This is a genomic window from Pseudomonas sp. NS1(2017), from assembly GCF_002269425.1.
GTDB classification, from domain to species: Bacteria; Pseudomonadota; Gammaproteobacteria; order Pseudomonadales; family Pseudomonadaceae; genus Aquipseudomonas; species Aquipseudomonas reactans.
In genome coordinates this window covers 3,076,059-3,095,151 of sequence record NZ_CP022960.1, presented here as the reverse complement: position 1 = coordinate 3,095,151, position 19,093 = coordinate 3,076,059, and the positions used below count along the sequence as shown (strand labels likewise).

Sequence of the window (19,093 nt, the reverse complement as noted above, 5' to 3'; positions counted from 1 at the left end):
ACAGAACGGGATATGCCGCTACGCTAGCGACAACCGTACCGCGCCTGGATGAACATCCGACGCAGGGAACACGAAAATTACCGGCCTGCCTGGCCAACTCCAGCCCGATGATGATGTCGGGCTTTTTATTGCCCAGCGTTTCTGTAGGAGCGAGCTTGCTCGCGAATATCGTCAACGATAACGCAGCGCATCTGGGTTAATGCGACGCCCTCGGGCTTTTCGCGAGCAAGCTCGCTCCTACAGAATGCGGTTTTCAGGCCAGGGCCTTGAGCAGCGTATCGATAGCCTTCAACACGCTCGCCTCGCCCTTCTCGCCCCAATACAAGGCGATCATTTGCTTATCGGCTTCAACTTTGTAGACGTTGTCCGGCAGTGTCGCAAAATGCGGCAACAACTTTTCATCGACACACACTTCACGCCACTGATTCACCCAGACCCCGGGCTCCAGCTGCCAATAACTCCAGATCGCCGGCGTGCTGCCGCGCCGTGGTCGGCAATACTGCGCACAGGGGCTCGGCGGCTCTTGCTTGAGCCAATGCGGCCACTCCTGGGGCGACAACTGCATGGCCAGGCCAATGCGGCGTGCCTCCATGCGTAGGGCCATGCGCCCACTCTGATGGCGCGACGGGCGCAGCCATGCCAGAGGGCTCAGAACCACCACAAGGATTGACACCACTATCCAGACCGTCATATGTGTACTCCCGAATTTCTAGATGAGCGGATTTGACCTGACGCAACCCCATCCGCTTGAAAGCAGCCATACTGAACATATTGCAGTCCCTTGGAGGAACGCCTCATGCCCTACCAACATATTCTGGTCGCTGTCGATCTGACCGAAGAGTGCGATCCAGTGATCAAGCGCGCGCAGGAGTCAGCATTGGCCAATGGCGCCATACTGTCGCTGGTGCATATCGTCGAGCCCATGGCCATGGCCTTTGGCGGTGACGTGCCGATGGATCTTTCCCAGTTGCAGCAACAGCAATTTGACCAAGCCAAGGAGCGCCTGGACCGTTTGATTCTCAAATACCCGCACTTGAAAAAGGAAGACTGCCACCTCACCTACGGCCAACCGCGCCAGGAAATCCACCATCTGGCCAAGGAAAAGGGTTGTGACCTGATCGTGGTCGGCAGCCATGGCCGTCACGGGCTGGCGCTGCTGCTCGGCTCCACCGCCAATGATGTGCTGCACGGTGCGCCGTGCGATGTGCTGGCCGTCAAGCTGGTCAAAGCCTCATAAATCCCCCTGTAGGAGCTGGCTTGCCAGCGATAGCGGAGTGTCAGCCAGCACATATATCAGCTGATAGAATGCAATCGCTGGCAAGCCAGCTCCTACAGTTGAAGCGCATTTCATATAAAAAACCCGGTGCTCATCAGATGAGCACCGGGTTTTTTAATGCACTGGATTCACTCAGGCATCCAACTCGGCCCAACGCTCAACCAGTACTTCCAGCTCCTGGTTCAGTTTCTCCAGGGAGGCGATGACCTTGGCGGTTTCAGCCGCCGGACGCAGGTAGAAACCGGCGTCAGCCATGTCCGCTTCGACGGCGGCAATCTGCTGTTCCTTGGCCTCGATATCACCCGGCAAGGCTTCCAGCTCACGCTGCAGCTTGTAGCTGAGCTTCTTCTTGCCCACCGGAGCCGCCTCTACAGCCGGCGCAGCCGCCGCCACTGGGGCCACCACCGCGGAGTTCAAGTCGGCCTTGCCGGACTTGCTCTCGGTCACGCCCAACAGGCGCGGCGAGCCGCCCTGGCGCAGCCAGTCCTGGTAACCACCGACGTATTCACGCACCTTGCCTTCACCTTCGAAGACCAGGGTACTGGTGACCACGTTGTCGAGGAATGCCCGGTCGTGACTGACCATCAGCACAGTGCCGTTGAAGGTCAGCAGCACTTCTTCCAACAGTTCGAGGGTTTCCACGTCGAGGTCGTTGGTCGGTTCATCGAGCACCAGCAGGTTGGCCGGCTTGCTGAACAGCTTGGCCAGCAGCAGGCGCGCACGCTCGCCACCGGACAAGGCTTTCACCGGGGTACGTGCACGCTGCGGGCTGAACAGGAAGTCGCCCAGGTAGCTGAGCACGTGGCGGCTCTGGCCGTCGATGTCGATAAAGTCGCGGCCTTCGGCAACGTTGTCGATCACGGTCTTTTCCAGGTCCAACTGATGGCGCAACTGGTCGAAGTAGGCCACGTCAATGCGCGTGCCCTCTTCCACGGTGCCGCTGGTCGGCTGCAGGCCGCTGAGCATCAGCTTGAGCAAGGTGGTCTTGCCGGTGCCGTTGGCGCCCAGCAGGCCGATACGGTCGCCGCGCTGCAGGACCATGGAGAAGTCCTTGATCAGGAACGGGCCGTCCGGGTGATGGAAGCTGACGTTCTCCAGCACCATCACTTGCTTGCCCGACTTGTCGGCGGTGTCCAGCTGGATATTCGCCTTGCCGGTACGCTCGCGGCGTTCGCTGCGCTCTACACGCAGGGCTTTCAGTGCGCGTACGCGGCCTTCGTTGCGGGTACGACGGGCCTTGATGCCCTGGCGGATCCAGACTTCTTCCTGGGCCAGCTTCTTGTCGAACAGCGCGTTGGCGGTTTCTTCAGCGGCCAGCGCGGCTTCCTTGTGCACCAGGAAGCTGGCGTAGTCGCCGTTCCAGTCGATCAGGCCGCCACGGTCCAGCTCAAGAATGCGGGTCGCCAGGTTTTGCAGGAAGGAACGGTCGTGCGTGATGAACAGCACGGCGCCTTGGAATTCCTTGAGGGCCTCTTCCAGCCAGGCAATCGCGCCGATGTCCAGGTGGTTGGTCGGTTCGTCGAGCAGCAGCAGATCCGGCTCGGACACCAGGGCCTGGGCCAGCAGCACGCGGCGACGCCAGCCACCGGACAACTCGGCGAGGGTCTTGTCGGCCGGCAGTTGCAGGCGGCTCAAGGTGCTGTCGACCAGTTGCTGCAAGCGCCAGCCATCACGGGCTTCGAGATCTTGCTGAACGTGCATCAGCTTGTTCAGGTCATCTTCGGTGACGCAGTTCTGCGCCAAATGATGGTATTCGGCGAGCAGTGCGCCGACGCCGTCGAGGCCTTCGGCAACCACGTCGAACACTGTCCGTCCGTCGGCCACCGGCAATTCTTGCGGCAATTCGCCGATCTTGAGGCCCGGCGCGCGCCATACGGAGCCGTCATCGGGCTTCTGGTCGCCTTTGACCAGCTTCATCATGCTGGATTTGCCGGTGCCGTTGCGGCCGATGATGCACACCCGCTCACCACGGGCGATCTGCCAGGACACCTTGTCCAACAACGGCATAGCGCCGAAAGCAAGGGACACATCGCTGAATTTGAGCAGGGTCATACGCTTCTCCAAAAACTGGGCGCGCATTCTACCTGAGTTAGGGGTGGGATGCGGCTGGCATTTTCGCTGCCGACACGTTCTGTAGGACATTTGCTACGAACTTGAACGAACCGCCCGGCAAAGCTTTCGTCAGTGTCGGGCAAAAGGCTAAGCTAGGGGCAATCAGTGTCGGCGGTGCCGATGCTAGTCGTGATTTCTCTGCACGGACGTCTCATGCGCAGTCGCCTTTTCAACTTTTTATCTTGTCTGCTTCTTTCCGCCACCGCCGTCCAATCCGCCCAGGCCGTGGACCTCACCACCCAACGTCAATATTACGATGAAGCCAAACGCGCCTTGGCCAAGGGCGATACCGGGCCCTACATGCAATACAGCCAGGCCCTGGCCGACTACCCGCTGACGCCTTACCTGGCCTACGACGAACTGACGGCGCGCCTGAAAACCGCGAGCAACCAGGAAATCGAGCAGTTCCTCGCCAAAAACGGCGACCTGCCCCAGGCCAACTGGATGAAGCTGCGCTGGTTGCGCTGGCTGGCCGAGCGTGGCGATTGGCAGACCTTTGAAAAGTACTACGACGCCAAGCTCAATTTCGTTGAGCTGGACTGCCTGCAGGGCCAGTACCAGCTCACCCACAATCTGAAAGCCGAAGGCTACAAGACCGCCGAAAAACTCTGGATGACCGGTAAATCCCAACCGGCCGCCTGTGATGCCACCTTCGGCCAATGGGCGGCTGACGGCCAGCTCACCGAACAGAAGATCTGGGACCGCGCCAAACTCGCCGCCGAAGCGCGCAACTACGCGCTCGCCAACAGCCTGGTGAAAACCCTGCCCACCCTCGGCGCCCAAGGCCGCTTGATGGTGGACGTGGCGCAAAAGCCCGACATGCTCAGCGACCCATCACGCTTCCTGCCGGCTACCGAGGCCATGTCGGACGCCGTGGGCCTGGGCTTGCGTCGCCTGGCCCGCCAGGATCCGGACAAGGCCATGGCCCTGCTCGACGGCTACGCCAGCAGCATGCACTTCTCCCGTGACGAAAAAGTGTCGATCGCCCGGGAAATCGGCCTGACGTTGGCCAAGCGCTATGACCCCCGCGCCCTTGAAGTGATGACAAAGTACGATCCCGAGTTGCGCGACAACACCGTCTCCGAATGGCGCCTGCGCTTGCTGCTGCGCCTGGCACGTTGGGAAGATGCCTACCAGTTGACCCGCAAACTCCCACAGGACTTGGCGACCACCAACCGCTGGCGCTACTGGCAGGCCCGCAGCTTGGAGCTGGCCGAGCCGAAGAACCCGCAAGCGCTGGTCCTGTACAAGAATCTGGCACAAGAGCGTGACTTCTACGGCTTCCTTGCGGCAGATCGCTCCAAAGCCCCGTATCAGTTGAAGAACAAACCGCTACTGATGAGCCAGGCGCTGGTCAACAAAGTGCGCAACACGCCGGGCGTGCGCCGTGCACTGGAATTCTACGCCCGTGGCCAGATCGTGGATGGCCGCCGTGAGTGGTACCACGTGAGCCGTCACTTCAACCGTGACGAGATGGTCGCCCAGGCCAGGCTGGCCTACGACATGAAGTGGTACTTCCCGGCGATCCGCACCATCAGCCAGGCGCAGTACTGGGATGACCTGGACATCCGCTTCCCAATGGCGCACCGCGACACCCTGGTGCGTGAAGCCAAGGTGCGCGGCCTGCATTCCAGTTGGGTATTCGCGATTACCCGCCAGGAAAGTGCCTTCATGGACGACGCCCGCTCCGGCGTCGGCGCCAGCGGCCTGATGCAACTGATGCCCGGCACCGCCAAGGAAACCGCGCGCAAGTTCAGCATCCCCCTCGCCTCCCCGGCCCAAGTGCTGGACCCGGACAAAAACATCCAGCTCGGCGCCGCCTACCTGAGCCAGGTGCACAGCCAGTTCAACGGCAACCGCGTGCTCGCCTCCGCCGCCTACAACGCCGGCCCCGGCCGTGTACGCCAGTGGCTGCGCGGCGCAGACCACCTGAGTTTCGACGTGTGGGTGGAAAGCATCCCGTTCGACGAAACCCGCCAGTATGTGCAGAACGTGCTGTCTTATTCGGTGATCTACGGGCAGAAGCTCAATTCACCACAGCCGCTGGTGGATTGGCATGAGCGGTATTTTGATGATCAGTAACAAGGGCAGCTTCAAGCGTTAAGTTTGAAGCTTCAAGAGAAATGCCCGCATTGAGAGATGCGGGCATTTTTTATGGGGCGACCGGACGCTCGCTTTGCAATGCTTCAGTCAAAGCCAGGCTCAACGCCTGCAACATAAATTCAACAAAAGGTGTCGCCTCGGCTTGCTGATCGGCGGCCGACAGTGCGGCGTAGTAGTCATCCTGCTGTTCCCGAATCACCGCTTCCACTGGCAGGTAAGCCAAGACAGGACGCCACTGACTGAGCATCAGCGTTTGCCATAACCGACCCATCCGCCCATTCCCGTCTGCGAATGGATGAATAAACTCAAACTCATAATGGAACACACAACTGGCGATCAAAGGGTGCCAATCCGAAACCGCCAGCCATTGCAGCAGGTCATCAACCAGATGCGTAACACGACTGGCGGGCGGAGCCATGTGCACCAACTGCTCACCTCGATAAATTCCAACGCCTGACTGTCGGAACCGACCCGCATCGTCGATCAACCCAAACATCAGCAGTTCATGCGCCTTGAGCAGGTCGACACGATCGCCCGCACTCCACTGCGGCATGCTCTCGTACGCCGCAAATGCATTACGTACTTCCTGGATTTCCCGAGGTAAGCCCAGCACTCGCTTACCTTCCAGTACGGCGGTGACTTGCTCAACACTAAGGGTGTTGTTTTCAATGGCCAACGAAGCCTGAATCGTGCGAATTCGATTGCCGCGTCTGAGTTGAGGTGTCTGACGATTATCATCACCGACTGATAGTTGACCTATCTGCTCACTGATATCGGCTACCAGGCCGAGCATCTTTGTAGTCAGGGTCAACGGAGGTTGATAACGGCTCATGTCCTCATCCAGTTCAATAACGAAAGACCACATGATGCCTCAAGGGCTCGGTTTTTCGCAGCTTCAATCCACATCCGCTCCATCACTGAACTGCAACGCCGCCAATCGCGCATACAACGCATTGCTCGCAATCAACTGCTGATGCGTGCCCACAGCCACCAACTTGCCCTGGTCCATCACCGCGATCCGGTCGGCGTTCTTCACCGTGGCCAGTCGATGGGCGATCACCAGGGTAGTGCGCCCTTGCATCAACTGCGGCAGCGCTTGCTGGATCAAGTGTTCACTCTGGGCATCCAGGGCACTGGTGGCTTCGTCGAGCAGCAGGATCGGCGCGTCCACCAACAACGCGCGGGCGATGGCCAGGCGTTGGCGTTGGCCGCCGGAGAGGCCCATGCCGCCGTCGCCCAAGTGAGTCTGGTAGCCGTCGGGCATTTGCAGGATGAAGTCGTGGGCATGGGCGATGCGAGCAGCGGCTTCGACCTGTTCCCGAGTGGCGGTCGGGTTGCCGTAGCGGATGTTGTCTTCGACGCTGCCGAAGAACAGCGCCGGGCTCTGGGACACCAGGGCGAAGTGACGACGCAGGTCCATGGGGTCGAGTTCGGTCAGCGGGTGGCCTTCGAGCAGGATGCGGCCTTGCTGGGTGTCGTAGAAGCGCAGCAGCAAGTCAAAAATCGTCGATTTGCCTGCGCCGGATGGGCCCACCAGCGCCAGGGTTTCACCGGGGTTGATGGTCAGGTTCAGGCCGTCGACAGCATAACTATCGGGCCGTGAAGGGTAAGAAAACCGCAGGTTTTGCAGTTCCATGCGCCCGCTGACCCGCTCAGGCAGTTGCACCGTCCCGGCGACGGGCGCCTGGATTTCGTTGCTCGACTGCAACAGCTCGCCAATCCGCTCAGCGGCGCCGGCAGCGCGTTGCAACTCACCGAGCACTTCGCTCAGGGTGCCGACGGCGCTGCCGACGATCAGGCTGTAGAACACGAACGCCGCCAGCTCACCGCCGGATATGCGCCCACTGATCACGTCCATGCCGCCGACCCACAGCATCACACCCACGGCACCGAGCACCAGCATGATCACCAGGGTAATCAGCCAGGCGCGCTGGGTGATGCGTTTGCGCGCAGTGGTGAAGGCGTCTTCCACGGTCACGGCGAAACGCTGCTCGTCCTGCACCTGGTGGTTGTAGGCCTGCACGGTCTTGATCTGGCCGAGGGTCTCGGACACATAGCTGCCTACGTCGGCGATGCGGTCCTGGCTTTGCCGCGACAGGGTGCGCACCCGGCGGCCGAAGATGAGTATCGGGGCCAGCACCAACGGCAACGCCACCACCACGATGCTGGTGAGCTTGGGATTGGTGACAAACAGCAACACGATGCCCCCTATGACCATCAAGGCATTGCGCAGGAACAGCGACAGCGATGAGCCGATCACCGACTGCAATAACGTGGTGTCGGTGGTCAGCCGCGACTGGATCTCCGAACTGCGATTGTTCTCGTAAAAGCCTGGATGCAGGTAGATCAAATGGTTGAACACTTGCCGACGGATGTCCGCCACCACCCGCTCACCGATCCACGACACCAGGTAGAACCGCGCAAACGTGCCCACCGCCAGGCCCAATACGAGGATCATGAACAGGCCGATGGACTGGTTGAGCAAGTGTGGGGATTGAGTCATGAAACCCTGGTCCACCAGCAGGCGAATGCCCTGCCCCATGGACAAGGTGATACCGGCCGTGACGATCAGCGCCAACAGGGCGCCGAGCGCCTGCCAGCGGTAGGGCGCGATGAAGCGGCTGGCCAGGCGGATCGCGCGGCGTTGACGGACTGAGAACATGGAGGGCATCACCAGTGAGGAACCTGTCCTCAACATTGGGGGAACTTGGGCAAATAACAATGAGTCAGGTTAATTATGCCCGCCGATACCTACCCCTAGAGGCTATCGGTCTAACCCTTGGCTGGAAATTTGTATCGGTTTCTGGTGGACTGGGTGTTCGAACTGGTGGCTTTGAATGGAGTTGTAACAGCCTGGTCACGCGGGCGGCTTAGAGTTAAGAAGTTAAGTAGGTACACAACCTGATGAGGAGACAGGCCATGACCTTGCAGAACAGCAGCGATGCCAATGTTAACGTGATCCGTCAGCCACAGCAGTTGCCTTGCTCGTATATCAACGCCAAGGGCGAGGAAGTGACGATCACCGAGGAAATGATCCAGCAAGCCTGCCGCGAACTGGACGAAAAACTGGTCAAGCCTGCCCAGCAAGGCTGAAGCGCCGACGCTCTTGCAAACCCGGCCCAGGTGGCCGGGTTTTTTATGGGGGTCTAAACGCTCACGGCGCCCAATGCTTCGACGATGTTCGATAGCACCGCCGATTCACCGTTGATCCGCACCTTCAAGCCATCAATCTCGCGGCGCTCCGGGTAGTGCTTGCGCAGCATGTCAAACGCCTTACGCTGCTCTTCAACCGTTCCTACCAGGCTACGCCGGAAATCCGCATCATCACGGCGTGGGTCGTACACACTGCGGCACAGGGTCGCCAGCGCCCAGGCCGGGTCGGTGGACGCATTCAACTGCACCTCGGCCAACCACGGCGGCGGCAGCAAATCACTCAACTGAATGCTCGGCGCCTGCCCCAGGTGCGCGCAGAACGCCTGATAGATCTGCGCCGTGCCGCGTTGCTTGCCATCCAGGCTGTAGCCGGCAATGTGCGGCGTGGCCAGCACGCACAGGTCCGCCAGGTCCACGTCCACTTCAGGTTCGCCCTCCCATACATCCAGCACCGCTTGCAGGTCTTCGCGCGCCAGCAACACCTCGCGCAGGGCGGCGTTGTCCACCACCGGGCCACGGCTGGCGTTGATCAGCCAAGTGCCGGACTTGAGCTGGTTGAGCCGCTGGCGGTCGAACAGGTGCCAGGTGGAGCCATTGCCGGACTTGGTCAACGGCGTGTGCAGGCTGATCACATCGCACTGCTCGATGATCTGCTCCAGGCTGACGTAATCGCCGTCTTCGGCAATCTGCCGTGGCGGGTCACACACCAGCACGTTCCAGCCCAGGCCCTTGAGCACCTTGACCAGCCGCCCGCCGACTTCACCGGCCCCGACCACGCCATAGGTGCGCTGAGTGAGGTCGGCACCTTCGATTTCAGCCAGGGTCATCAGGCTGCCCAGCACATAATCCACCACGCCACGGGCATTGCAACCGGGGGCGCTGGACCATTGGATGCCGGCCTGCCTGAAGTAGTCGAGGTCCAGGTGATCGGTGCCGATGGTGCAGGTGCCGACAAAGCGCACCTGCGTGCCCTCCAGCAGGGCACGGTTGACGTTGGTCACCGAGCGCACCAGCAACACATCAGCCTGTTCGACCGTGGCGCGGTCGATGGAACGGCCGGGCACGCGGCGAATCTCGCCAAATCCCTGGAAGAATGCATCGAGCAGCGGAATATTTTCGTCGGCAACAATCAGCATGGCAGGCTCCTTTCGCGGACCCGCAGTGTACAGGGATCGCGGCCCGCGCTTACAAATCCCTAACACAGGATTTTTCCTGACCAATGCGTCAAAGCGTAGAATCCGCGGTCCTTGCGCATCCCTTTATTGGACACCTGTACGTGAACACTGCCTCTGCCACCCTCAGCCGCCCCGCCCGCATCAGCCGGGAAGTCGGCGGCCTGCTGACGCTCGCCCTGCCGATCATGGTCGGCCAACTGGCCACCACTGCGATGAGTTTTGTCGATGCGGTGATGGCCGGCCGCGTCAGCCCCCAAGACTTGGCGGCGGTGGGCCTGGGCAACTCGATCTGGATTCCGGTCTACCTGCTGATGAGCGGTACGCTGCTGGCCACCACGCCGAAAGTCGCCCAACGCTACGGTGCGGGCCAATACAGTGAGATCGGGCCGTTGGTGCGCCAGTCATTGTGGCTGGCCTTGGTGGTCGGCATCATCGGCTCACTGCTGCTGCTCTGCGCCGAGCCGATCCTGCATGCAATGAAGGTTGAGCCGGACCTGATCGCGCCCACCATGGGTTACCTGCATGGCATCGCCGCCGGTATGCCGGCCATTGCATTCTATTACGTGCTGCGCTGCTTCAGTGACGGCCTGGGTCGCACGCTGCCGAGCATGGTCATGGGCCTCTTCGGCCTGGCGCTGAACATTCCGCTGAACTACATCTTCATCTACGGTCACCTCGGCCTGCCGGCCATGGGCGGCGTAGGCTGCGGCTGGGCCACGGCTATTTCGATGTGGGCGATGATGCTTGGCCTGGCCGCCTGGACCCGCTGGGGGCCGGCCTACCAGAGCAGCGAACTGTTCAAGCGCTTCGACTGGCCGCAATGGCCGGTGATCAAGCGTGTGCTGGGCATTGGCCTGCCGATTGGCGTGGCGATCTTTGCCGAGTCGAGCATTTTTGCGGTGATTGCCCTGCTGCTGGGCAGCTTGGGAGCCACAGTGGTGTCCGGTCATCAGATCGCGCTGAACGTCAGCTCCCTGGTGTTCATGATCCCCTACTCCCTGAGCATGGCCGTCACTGTGCGAGTCGGCCAGGCCCTGGGGCGTGGCGAACCGCGTGAAGCACGCTTCGCCGCCGGGGTGGGCATGGGCACGGCATTGGCCTACGCCTGTCTGTCCTGCAGCCTGATGCTGCTGTTTCGCGAGCAGATTGCGGCGATCTATACGCCGGACCCGGTGGTCATCCACTTGGCTTCGACGCTGATCGTGTTCTCGGCACTGTTCCAGTTTTCCGACTCGATCCAGGTCACGGCGGCCGGCGCACTGCGTGGTTACCAGGACACCCGAGTGACGATGGTACTGACCTTGTTCGCCTATTGGGGCGTTGGCCTGCCGGTGGGTTACGCCCTGGGGCTGACGAATTGGCTGGGCGAGCCGAGCGGCCCAAGCGGCTTGTGGCAAGGGCTGATCGTGGGCCTGAGCTGTGCGGCGGGGATGTTGCTGGTGCGCCTGGCGCGCAGTGCACGCCGTCGTATCCGCGCCGACAAGGCACATCTGTAGGAGCGAGCTTGCTCGCGAAAAACCCGAGAGCGCCGCGTTAACCCAGGTGCGCCACGTTGTCTTTGAGGATTTTCGCGAGCAAGCTCGCTCCTACAGTACATCGAGTGATCAGTCGGCTTTTTTGCGGATCCAGTACAGGTACGTACCGGCCTGCTCCTGCTGATCCACCAGTTCGTGGTCAAGGAACACGCAGAACTTGGGGATATCGCGGCGCGTGGACGGGTCGGTCGCGATCACCTTGAGCAAGCCACCGGGCGCCAGGTCGCGGATGTGCTGGTGCAGCATCATCACGGGTTCCGGGCAATTCAAGCCTGTTGCGTCTAGGGTGCCGTCGACGGCGCTGTCGAAAATATCGCTCATGATCTACTCCTGGAACTGGCCGCCAGTCTACCGGGCCTTGGTTTTCTTCACATCCACCAACCGACGCAGGTGGCAGGTCACTTCCTCGCGGTCGTGGTACAGCTGCTTGCAGCCGATCTCCACACGGATGCCGCGCGCCTTGAAACCGTCTTCGATGCGTTCCAACAGGCGCTTCACTTCGGCGTAGCGCTGTTTCATCGGCAGCTTCAAGTTCACCACTGCCTCGCGGCAATGCCCCTCGCCGATCCAGGTTTCCAGCAGCGCAGCGTTACGCGCCGGTTTTTCGACAATGTCGCAGACCATCCAGTCCACCGGCTGCTTGGGCACGAAGGTGAAACCGTCGGCCATCAAGTGCTGCACCAAGCCAGTGTCCATCAGGCTTTCGGCCATCGGGCCGTTATCGATGGCGGTCACCAGCATGCCACGGTTGACCAACTGCCAGGTCCAGCCGCCGGGCGCTGCGCCGAGGTCCACGCCGGTCATATCACCGTGCAGGCGCTCGTCCCACTGGTCGCGGGGGATGAAGTGGTGCCAGGCCTCTTCCAGCTTGAGGGTCGAACGGCTGGGCGCTTCGCGGGGGAATTTCAAACGCGGAATGCCCATCGGCCACATCGCCGAGTTGTTCGACTCGGCCAGGCCCATGAACACTTCGCGGCCACTCTTGAAGGTCAGCAGCAGGCGCGGCTTGCTCGGGTCGTCCACCAGCTTGCCGGCGTTCAGCAGGGCTTTGCGCAGGTGCACTTCGAATTTCTTGCAGAAGTTGGACAGTTCCTTGCCGTCGTTAGTATCGACCATTTCCAGCCACAGGCTGCCGCACACCGGGAATTCGCGCAGGTGGGCGAGAATCACGCTGATGCGGTCGGTTTCCGGCAGGTCGATGAATACCCCGCGCGCCCACTGCCTTGGGAAGATCAGCTCGGCAAAACGCTGGCCGTGCATCAGCCGCTGGGCGCCGTCTTCTTCGGTGCAGACAAATTCGGCGCAGGCGCTGCCGGTCTTGGCCTTGGCGTAGCCGGAAACGTTCAGGCGCGCGGCGAGGTCCGCGATCTCGGAACAGACTTCGCCTTCAAAACCCGGGCGGCAGTGCATAAAAAGGGTGTTCATCAACTCTCCAAGTGAATCAACTGACGTTGCGCTGTCGCAATGCCTGTCATGAAAACCCGCGCATGATAACGGAGTTCGGAACCTTGGACTTAACGATAGAGTCCAGTTATTAGCCTGCTAATGAAAACAGGGCTAAGTTGATAGCTCTGTTCGTCCCGTCAGGTCCGTAGCCGTGCGGACCATAAGGAGTCGTGTCATGTCATCGCTTGATAGCCTGAGAACCCTTAAGACCCTTGAAATAGACAGCAAAACCTACCACTACTTCAGCCTGCCCGAAGCCGCCAAGAGCCTGGGTGACCTGGACAAGCTGCCGATGTCGCTAAAGGTGCTGCTGGAAAACCTGCTGCGCTGGGAAGACAACAAGACCGTCACCGGCGCCGACCTCAAGGCCATTGCCGCCTGGCTCAAGGAACGCCAGTCCGACCGTGAGATCCAGTACCGCCCCGCCCGAGTTTTGATGCAAGACTTTACCGGCGTCCCCGCCGTGGTCGACCTGGCCGCCATGCGCGCCGCCGTGGCCAAGGCCGGGGGCGATCCGCAGCGCATCAACCCGCTATCGCCCGTGGACCTGGTGATTGACCACTCGGTGATGGTCGACAAGTTCGGCAACGCCGACGCCTTTGAGCAAAACGTCGACATCGAAATGCAGCGCAACGGCGAACGCTACGCCTTCCTGCGCTGGGGCCAGAGCGCCTTTGACAACTTCAGCGTGGTGCCACCGGGCACCGGCATCTGCCACCAGGTCAACCTCGAATACCTCGGCCGCACCGTGTGGACCAAGGACGAAGACGGCCGCACCTACGCCTTCCCCGACACCTTGGTCGGCACCGACTCCCACACCACCATGATCAACGGCCTGGGCGTACTCGGCTGGGGCGTGGGCGGGATCGAAGCGGAAGCGGCCATGCTCGGCCAGCCGGTGTCGATGCTCATCCCGGAGGTGATCGGCTTCAAGCTCACCGGCAAATTGAAGGAAGGCATCACCGCCACTGACTTGGTGCTGACCGTCACCCAGATGCTGCGCAAGAAAGGCGTGGTGGGTAAATTCGTCGAGTTCTACGGCGACGGCCTGGCCGACCTGCCGTTGGCCGACCGCGCCACCATCGCCAACATGGCCCCGGAATACGGCGCCACCTGCGGCTTCTTCCCCGTGGATGAAGTGACGCTGGACTACCTGCGCCTCTCCGGCCGTCCCGCAGAAACCGTGAAGCTGGTCGAGGCCTACACCAAAGCCCAGGGCCTGTGGCGCAACGCGGGCCAGGAGCCGGTGTTCACCGACAGCCTGGCCCTGGACATGGGCAGCGTCGAAGCTAGCCTGGCCGGGCCGAAACGCCCGCAGGACCGTGTGGCGCTGCCGAATGTCGGCCAGGCGTTCAGCGACTTCCTCGACCTGCAATTCAAACCCACCAACAAAGAAGAGGGCCGCCTGGAAAGCGAAGGCGGTGGCGGGGTTGCCGTAGGCAATGCCGACCTGGTGGGCGAAACCGACTATGAATACGACGGCCAGACCTATCGCCTGAAAAACGGCGCGGTGGTGATCGCCGCGATCACGTCCTGCACCAACACCTCCAACCCCAGCGTGATGATGGCGGCCGGGCTGGTGGCGAAAAAGGCCGTGGAAAAAGGCCTGACACGCAAGCCTTGGGTCAAGACCTCCCTGGCGCCAGGCTCCAAAGTGGTTACCGACTATTACAAAGCGGCGGGCCTCACCCAGTATCTGGACAAGCTCGGCTTTGATTTGGTGGGTTACGGCTGCACCACCTGCATCGGCAACTCCGGCCCGCTGCCCGAGCCGATCGAAAAAGCCATCCAGAAAGCCGACCTTGCGGTGGCGTCGGTGCTGTCGGGTAACCGCAACTTCGAAGGCCGCGTGCACCCGCTGGTAAAAACCAACTGGCTGGCTTCGCCGCCACTGGTGGTGGCGTATGCCTTGGCGGGCACCGTGCGCATCGATATCAGCAGTGAACCGCTGGGGAATGACCCAGACGGCAAGCCGGTGTACCTCAAGGACATCTGGCCCAGCAGCAAGGAAATCGCGGATGCCGTGGCCCAGGTCAGCACCAGTATGTTCCACAAGGAATACGCCGAGGTGTTTGCAGGTGACGAGCAGTGGCAAGCCATTGAAGTGCCACAGGCCGCCACCTACGTGTGGCAAAAGGATTCGACCTATATCCAGCATCCGCCGTTCTTCGACGACATTGCCGGGCCTCTGCCAGTCATCAAAGACGTCAAAGGTGCCAACGTGCTGGCGCTGCTGGGCGACTCGGTGACCACCGACCACATCTCTCCGGCCGGCAATATCAAGACCGACAGCCCCGCCGGTCGCTACCTGCGTGAACAAGGCGTGGAACCGCGCGACTTCAATTCCTACGGCTCACGCCGGGGCAACCATGAAGTGATGATGCGTGGCACCTTTGCCAATATCCGTATCCGCAATGAAATGCTCGGCGGCGAGGAAGGCGGCAATACGCTGTACATTCCCACCGGCGAGAAGATGGCGATCTATGACGCGTCGATGAAGTACCAGGCCTCGGGCACGCCCTTGGTGGTGGTCGCCGGCCAGGAATACGGCACCGGCTCCAGCCGTGACTGGGCAGCCAAGGGCACCAACCTGCTGGGGGTCAAGGCGGTGATCGCCGAGAGTTTCGAGCGGATCCACCGCTCCAACCTGGTGGGCATGGGCGTGCTGCCGTTGCAGTTCAAGCTGGATCAGAACCGCAAGACGCTCAAGCTCACCGGCAAGGAGAAGATCGACATTCTCGGGCTGACTGACGTGGAGATCGTGCCGCGGATGAACCTGACGCTGGTGATTACGCGGGAGGATGGCAGCAGCGAGAAGGTGGAGGTGTTGTGCCGGATCGATACGCTCAATGAGGTGGAATACTTCAAGGCCGGGGGCATCTTGCATTATGTGCTTCGCCAGCTGATCGCCTCTTAAGTAACACTGCAAAACAAATGTGGGAGCGGGCTTGCTCGCGAATGCGATGGATCAGTCAAAACATCTATGACTGACAGACTGCATTCGCGAGCAAGCCCGCTCCCACATTTTTTACCGTGTTCTGATCAGAACAACCACTTCCACAACAACACCAGCACCACCACCGCCAGCACCGGCCGCGCAATCCGGTAAGCCTTCGGATGCTTGCGCTTCCACTGCTTGACCACGCCGCTGAACTTGTCACTGAAGGTCTTGCTCCAGGCGTACGCCTGGTTGATCCCGCCCACGCGCTCGTCATCCAGGTTCTGCGGCGCAGTGGCGCGCCCCAATTGCTTGCTGACCCAACGGTTGACGCGGGTCATAAAGCGGTTGCTCAGGGGGCGCTCGATGTCGCAGAACAGGATCACACGGGTCTGCTCGGTTTCGTTCTTGACCCAGTGCACGTAGGTTTCGTCGAACATCACGTCTTCACCGTCACGCCAGGCGTAGACCTGGCCATCGACAAAGATGCGGCAGTCGTCGGAGTTCGGCGTGGACAAACCCAAGTGATAACGCAGGGAACCGGCGAACGGGTCGCGGTGCGGGTTGAGGTGGCTGCCGCCCGGCAACAGCGCGAACATCGCGCCTTTCACGTTCGGAATGCTGCTCACCAGCGCCACGGTCTTCGGGCACAGCGCCTCGGCCGACGGCAGGGGTTTGTCGTACCACTTGAGGTAGAAACGCTTCCAGCCCTTCTTGAAGAACGAGCCGAAGCCGGCGTCGTTGTTCTTTTCGGCCGCGCGGATGTAACCCTCGTCGAACAGGTGCATGGCCTCTTCGCGGATCACTTCCCAGTTGTCCTTGAGCACATCCAGTTCCGGGAACTTGCTGCGGTCCAGGTATGGCTTGGACGGCACGGCCGAGAATAGGTACATCAAGGCGTTATACGGGGCGAACAGCGCCGAATGGTTGACGAACTGACGCAATACCGGCAAACGCGCCTTGCCGCGCAGGTGCACGTACAGTGTGCTGCCGATAAACACCAACAACACCGACAGCTTGGCCGCTAAAGAAAAGGTCATGCAGCAACTCCTGAAAAAATGCGCCGGGCATCATAAACACTTGGGCCAGTATGCAGAAGGCCCAAGGTGTCAGTGCTGACACACATCAAGCCTGGTTTTCCTGATCGGTAAACAAATCGCTGAAGAGCATGCTCGACAGGTAGCGCTCACCTGAGTCCGGCAAAACCACCACAATGGTCTTGCCCTGCATCTCCGGTTTCTCTGCCAGTCGCACCGCCACGGCCATCGCGGCGCCGCAGGAGATACCGCACAGAATCCCCTCTTCCTGCATCAGGCGCAGGGCCATGGCCTTGGATTCGTCGTCGGTCACCAGCTCCACGCGGTCAACCATCGACAGGTCAAGGTTCTTCGGCACGAACCCTGCGCCGATGCCCTGGATCTTGTGCGGGCTGGGCTTGATCTCTTCACCGGCCAGCGCCTGGGTGATCACCGGCGACACAATCGGCTCGACCGCCACCGACAGGATCGGTTTGCCCGCAATGTTCTTGATATAGCGCGACACACCCGTGATGGTGCCGCCGGTGCCTACCCCCGCCACCAGCACGTCCACGGCGCCATCGGTGTCATTCCAGATTTCCGGACCGGTGGTTTTCTCGTGGATCGCCGGGTTGGCCGGGTTTTCGAACTGGGCTGGCATGAAATAGGTGGCGGGGTCGCTGGCAACGATTTCGCCGGCTTTCTCGATCGCGCCCTTCATGCCCTTGGCCGGCTCGGTCAGCACCAGCTCGGCGCCGAGGGCCTTGAGTACCTTGCGTCGCTCAATGCTCATGGAGGCCGGCATGGTCAGCAGCAATTTGTAGCCGCGGGCGGCGGCGACGAATGCCAGGCCGATGCCGGTGTTGCCGGAGGTGGGTTCGACAATGGTCATGCCCGGCTTGAGTTTGCCGGTGCTTTCAGCGTCCCAGATCATGTTTGCGCCAATGCGGCACTTCACCGAGTAGCCTGGGTTACGCCCTTCGATCTTGGCCAGGATGGTCACACCACGCGGTGCGATCCGGTTGATCTGAACCAGGGGCGTGTTACCGATGGAGTGCGCGTTGTCTGCAAAGATGCGGCTCATGACGGGTCCTATTGGGCGGTCTTCTGGAAGGCCACAAGGGTATGCCTCGTGCCGCGAAGCGTCCAGTCGGAGGAACGTTGCGCGCGTCACAGTAGTCAATCTCCTACGAGCAAGGAGGACTGAACCATGAAACGTCGCTACAGCTGGCCACTATGGACCGTCGCCGGATTACTGGTAGTACTTGTCGCCCTGAGCATCGCCCTGCCCTATCTGGTGCGTAACTATCTGAATGAAAAGCTCGCCAACATGGGCGACTACCGTGGCCAGGTGGCCGATGTGGACCTGGCCCTGTGGCGCGGCGCCTACAAGATCAACGGTCTGGAGATCATCAAGGTCGACGGCAAAGTGCCCGTACCGTTCGTCAAGGCGCCGCTGATCGACCTGGCGGTGAGCTGGCACTCGCTGTGGTACGACCATGCGGTGGTGGCCAAGGTGCGTTTTATCAACCCCGAAGTGAACTTCGTCGACGGCGGCGCCAACAAGCAGGCGTCCCAGACCGGTAAGGGCACCGATTGGCGCGAGCAATTGAGCAAGCTGGCGCCCATCACCCTCGACGAAGTGCGCATCGAAGACGGCAAGATCGCCTTCCACAACTTCAGTTCCAAACCACCGGTCAACATCAACGCCACCGAGGTCAACGCCAGCTTCTATAACCTGACCAACGTGGTCGACGTCAAAGGCAAGCGCGACGCTCGCTTCGAGGGCAAGGCGCTCCTTCAGGGCCAGGCGCCGCTGGAAGCCACCGCCACCTTCGACCCGCTGAGCAATTTCGAGAACTTCGAATTCCGTTTTCGCGCCAAGGATCTGCAACTCAAGCGCATGAATGACTTCGCCTCGGCCTACGGCAAATTCGATTTCAAGGCTGGCACCGGCGACGTAGTGATCGAAGCCCAGGCGGAAAAAGGCCAGTTGACCGGCTATATCAAGCCGCTGCTGCGCGACGTCGAAGTGTTTGATTGGCAACAGGACGTGGAAAACAAAGACAAGAACATCTTCCGCTCGATCTGGGAGGCCGTGGTCGGCGCCAGTGAAACCGTGCTGAAAAACCAGGCGAAAAACCAGTTCGCCACCCGTGTTGAACTCAGTGGCAGCGTGCACCAGCAAAATGCCAGCGCGTTCTCCGCGTTTTTGGCGATTTTGCGCAATGGCTTCATCCAGGCGTTCAATGCGCGCTATGAACAACCCAAGCCGTCGGCGGATTGATCGTGACTGGTCATTCAGAGACTGAATAAGCCGCCTGCGTTCACAGTCGCCG

Annotated in this window: 14 protein-coding genes and 1 pseudogene; 6 read left to right on the top strand and 9 right to left on the bottom strand. The window is 60.9% G+C overall.

Annotated elements, in window-relative coordinates:
* Window positions 1-253 precede the first annotated feature (253 nt).
* Window positions 254-691, bottom strand: coding sequence for a hypothetical protein (locus tag CI807_RS14625; protein WP_028619415.1), 438 nt, complete (start codon window positions 689-691; stop codon window positions 254-256).
* A gap of 105 nt (window positions 692-796) precedes the next feature.
* Here CI807_RS14625 and CI807_RS14620 point away from each other — a divergent pair, with 105 nt between their 5' ends.
* Window positions 797-1,237 (top strand): universal stress protein, encoded by a 441-nt coding sequence (locus tag CI807_RS14620; RefSeq protein ID WP_095015131.1) that lies wholly within the window; start codon window positions 797-799, stop codon window positions 1,235-1,237.
* Between the two features lie 171 nt (window positions 1,238-1,408).
* On the opposite strand, the gene CI807_RS14615 is transcribed toward CI807_RS14620, so the two are convergent.
* Window positions 1,409-3,328 (bottom strand): ATP-binding cassette domain-containing protein, encoded by a 1,920-nt coding sequence (locus CI807_RS14615; protein ID WP_016975256.1) that lies wholly within the window; start codon window positions 3,326-3,328, stop codon window positions 1,409-1,411.
* Window positions 3,329-3,541: 213 nt separating this feature from the next.
* On the opposite strand from CI807_RS14615, the gene CI807_RS14610 reads away from it, so the two are divergent.
* Window positions 3,542-5,470: a transglycosylase SLT domain-containing protein gene (locus CI807_RS14610; protein ID WP_095015130.1), complete on the top strand. Its 1,929-nt coding sequence runs from the start codon at window positions 3,542-3,544 to the stop codon at window positions 5,468-5,470.
* Between the two features lie 85 nt (window positions 5,471-5,555).
* Here the strand turns inward: CI807_RS14610 and CI807_RS14605 are convergent.
* Both CI807_RS14605 and CI807_RS14600 read right to left on the bottom strand, forming a co-directional pair.
* Window positions 5,556-6,323 (bottom strand): annotated as a pseudogene (locus CI807_RS14605) (Fic family protein); the annotation flags it as partial.
* Window positions 6,324-6,386: 63 nt separating this feature from the next.
* A complete protein-coding gene (locus CI807_RS14600; protein WP_177409579.1) occupies window positions 6,387-8,162 on the bottom strand; it encodes an ABC transporter transmembrane domain-containing protein in 1,776 nt (591 codons plus the stop codon).
* A gap of 248 nt (window positions 8,163-8,410) precedes the next feature.
* On the opposite strand from CI807_RS14600, the gene CI807_RS31435 reads away from it, so the two are divergent.
* Window positions 8,411-8,584: a PA1571 family protein gene (locus tag CI807_RS31435; protein WP_033902586.1), complete on the top strand. Its 174-nt coding sequence runs from the start codon at window positions 8,411-8,413 to the stop codon at window positions 8,582-8,584.
* A 53-nt stretch (window positions 8,585-8,637) separates the two neighbouring features.
* On the opposite strand, the gene pdxB is transcribed toward CI807_RS31435, so the two are convergent.
* The gene (gene pdxB / locus CI807_RS14595; RefSeq protein WP_095015128.1) at window positions 8,638-9,780 is read right to left on the bottom strand and encodes a 4-phosphoerythronate dehydrogenase PdxB; all 1,143 of its coding nucleotides are present in this window, start codon (window positions 9,778-9,780) and stop codon (window positions 8,638-8,640) included.
* Window positions 9,781-9,920: 140 nt separating this feature from the next.
* Here pdxB and CI807_RS14590 point away from each other — a divergent pair, with 140 nt between their 5' ends.
* Complete coding sequence (locus CI807_RS14590; protein ID WP_095017551.1) at window positions 9,921-11,315, top strand: MATE family efflux transporter; 1,395 nt, start codon at window positions 9,921-9,923, stop codon at window positions 11,313-11,315.
* A 108-nt stretch (window positions 11,316-11,423) separates the two neighbouring features.
* On the opposite strand, the gene tusA is transcribed toward CI807_RS14590, so the two are convergent.
* Window positions 11,424-11,675, bottom strand: coding sequence for a sulfurtransferase TusA (gene tusA / locus CI807_RS14585; protein ID WP_095015127.1), 252 nt, complete (start codon window positions 11,673-11,675; stop codon window positions 11,424-11,426).
* A 27-nt stretch (window positions 11,676-11,702) separates the two neighbouring features.
* The gene (gene rlmM / locus CI807_RS14580) at window positions 11,703-12,779 is read right to left on the bottom strand and encodes a 23S rRNA (cytidine(2498)-2'-O)-methyltransferase RlmM (protein WP_016975248.1); all 1,077 of its coding nucleotides are present in this window, start codon (window positions 12,777-12,779) and stop codon (window positions 11,703-11,705) included.
* 196 nt (window positions 12,780-12,975) lie between these two features.
* Here rlmM and acnA point away from each other — a divergent pair, with 196 nt between their 5' ends.
* A complete protein-coding gene (gene acnA, locus CI807_RS14575; RefSeq protein WP_095015126.1) occupies window positions 12,976-15,717 on the top strand; it encodes an aconitate hydratase AcnA in 2,742 nt (913 codons plus the stop codon).
* A gap of 125 nt (window positions 15,718-15,842) precedes the next feature.
* On the opposite strand, the gene CI807_RS14570 is transcribed toward acnA, so the two are convergent.
* Together CI807_RS14570 and cysK are read right to left on the bottom strand one after the other, a co-directional pair.
* Window positions 15,843-16,778 (bottom strand): aspartyl/asparaginyl beta-hydroxylase domain-containing protein, encoded by a 936-nt coding sequence (locus tag CI807_RS14570; protein ID WP_095015125.1) that lies wholly within the window; start codon window positions 16,776-16,778, stop codon window positions 15,843-15,845.
* Window positions 16,779-16,863: 85 nt separating this feature from the next.
* Window positions 16,864-17,838 carry a cysteine synthase A gene (gene cysK / locus CI807_RS14565; RefSeq protein WP_038846532.1) on the bottom strand — a complete coding sequence of 325 codons (975 nt, stop codon included), beginning with the start codon at window positions 17,836-17,838 and terminating at the stop codon, window positions 16,864-16,866.
* Between the two features lie 126 nt (window positions 17,839-17,964).
* Between cysK and CI807_RS14560 the strand changes: the two genes are divergently transcribed.
* Window positions 17,965-19,041, top strand: coding sequence for a DUF748 domain-containing protein (locus tag CI807_RS14560; protein ID WP_095015124.1), 1,077 nt, complete (start codon window positions 17,965-17,967; stop codon window positions 19,039-19,041).
* Window positions 19,042-19,093: the final 52 nt, after the last annotated feature.